The sequence below is a fragment of the Anaerovibrio sp. genome (assembly GCF_051866355.1).
Classification (GTDB): domain Bacteria; phylum Bacillota; class Negativicutes; order Selenomonadales; family Selenomonadaceae; genus Anaerovibrio.
On sequence record NZ_JBJDWZ010000151.1, the window covers coordinates 1 to 1,735 of the forward strand.

Consider the following 1,735-nt stretch of genomic DNA (forward strand, 5'->3'; position numbering starts at 1 on the left):
TTATCTTCTCGTGAGGATAGTGGAAAGATAATTCAGCTTTCTGCCCTTTTCCCCTGAAATATCCCGGATAATAACCTCATCGTCAAGACCACAGCGGCTTGCCAGCACTGCCTGCTTCGCCAGGCCTTCCTCCGCAAGCATGTCAATAACGGCATCCGAGTTCTTGTACACCTTCATCAGCACAGCATTGTCGCAGGTTCTGAGGGCCGCCCGCACCTTGTCCTCCGGCATGTTGGCAGGAACGATGCTCAAAATGCTGTCCCCCTCCACAATCGGGGTATTGGTGGCACTGCCGATGGCACAGAATGCCGGAATCCCCGGAATCGTTTCAATCTCCACCGGCTCATGCTGCAACAGCCGGAATACGTAGATGTAGGTGCTGTAAAACATCGGATCTCCCAGCGTCAAAAAGCCTACATTCTTCCCGGCCTGCAAAAGTTCCAGAATCTCCTGCTTATTGCTCTGCCATGCAGTATCATCCTCCGCAAACCCCACCGTCATAGGAAACACCTGATACACGATTTCCGTTTCAGGCTTTATATACTGGCTGGCAATATTCAGCGCCACACTGCCATCCTTCTTTTCAGTCTTAGGGGCAATAATCACGTCCAGCTGCTTGATTGCATTGATGGCCTTGACCGTTAAAAGCTCCGGATCCCCCGGCCCTACACCAATACCAAATAACTTTCCTGCCATAGAAAAACTTCATTCCTTTCTGCACTACACGCAACAAATACAACAAGCGCCGCAAAGATTACTGCTCATACATTTCTTTTTTTGCATCTCTAAAACGGATGCTTTTTATTTATATTTTATAAATTAATGGCTATAATTCTTTCAGATACCGCCCCAGTGCATCCTTCCACTCCGGCAACGGCACAAAGCCGTTTTCTGCCAGCTTGCCGGTAGCCAGCCTGCTGTTAAAGGGACGTGCCGCCCTGCTGCCACCATATTCCTCGGTGGTAACCGGAATGACCTTCGTCGCATAGCCGGCCTGACGGAAAATCTCGCAGGCGAAATCATACCAGCTGATATAATCCCCCTCGTTGGTGGCGTTATAGAAGCCGTATTTTTCCGTTTCAATCATATCCACCAGCAGCCTCGACAAATCCAGCGTATAGGTCGGACGGCCAATCTGGTCATTGACCACCCGCAGCTCAGGGTATTTTTTGCCCACATTCAGCATGGTTTTGATGAAATTACTGCCGTTTTTGCCAAATACCCAGGAAATGCGCACCACGAAGAACTTCTCCAGGCACTCCTTCACCACCAGCTCACCCATCAGCTTGCCGAAGCCGTACACATTCAACGGGTCATAGTCCTGACAGTCAGCTGACCACGGCTCGGTTCCCTGCCCGGCAAAGACATAATCCGTGGAGATATACATCAGCTTGCAGTGAATATAATTGCAGGCATCCACAATATTGCTGGTGCCGTTGCCATTGACATCCAGTGCCTTCGCCTTGTTCGCCTCATCCTCGGCTCCGTCCACATCCGTCCAGGCCGCACAGTGAATAACCGCATCCGGCTGCAGGTCAAAGATAATCTCCCTCACCCTTGTCCTGTCCAGAATATCCAGCTGACAATAAGGCGCACTGCATACGGCACTGCCATCCTGCACGCCGCTGTACTCCTCGGACAAGCCCGAACCGATTGCCTCATGTCCCCTTGCCATCAGCTCATTGACCACATCATGCCCCAGCTGGCCGTTGACACCCGTAACAAAAACCTTCAT

The 1,735-nt window shown here is 51.1% G+C and carries 2 protein-coding genes; both read right to left on the reverse strand.

Going from position 1 to position 1,735, the window contains the following annotated elements:
• A complete protein-coding gene (gene cobI, locus ACI3UA_RS08000) occupies positions 1 to 696 on the reverse strand; it encodes a precorrin-2 C(20)-methyltransferase (protein WP_439724290.1) in 696 nt (231 codons plus the stop codon).
• Between the two features lie 130 nt (positions 697 to 826).
• Positions 827 to 1,735 (reverse strand): dTDP-4-dehydrorhamnose reductase (rfbD, locus tag ACI3UA_RS08005; protein WP_439724291.1); only part of this gene is annotated, 909 nt, incomplete at its 5' end.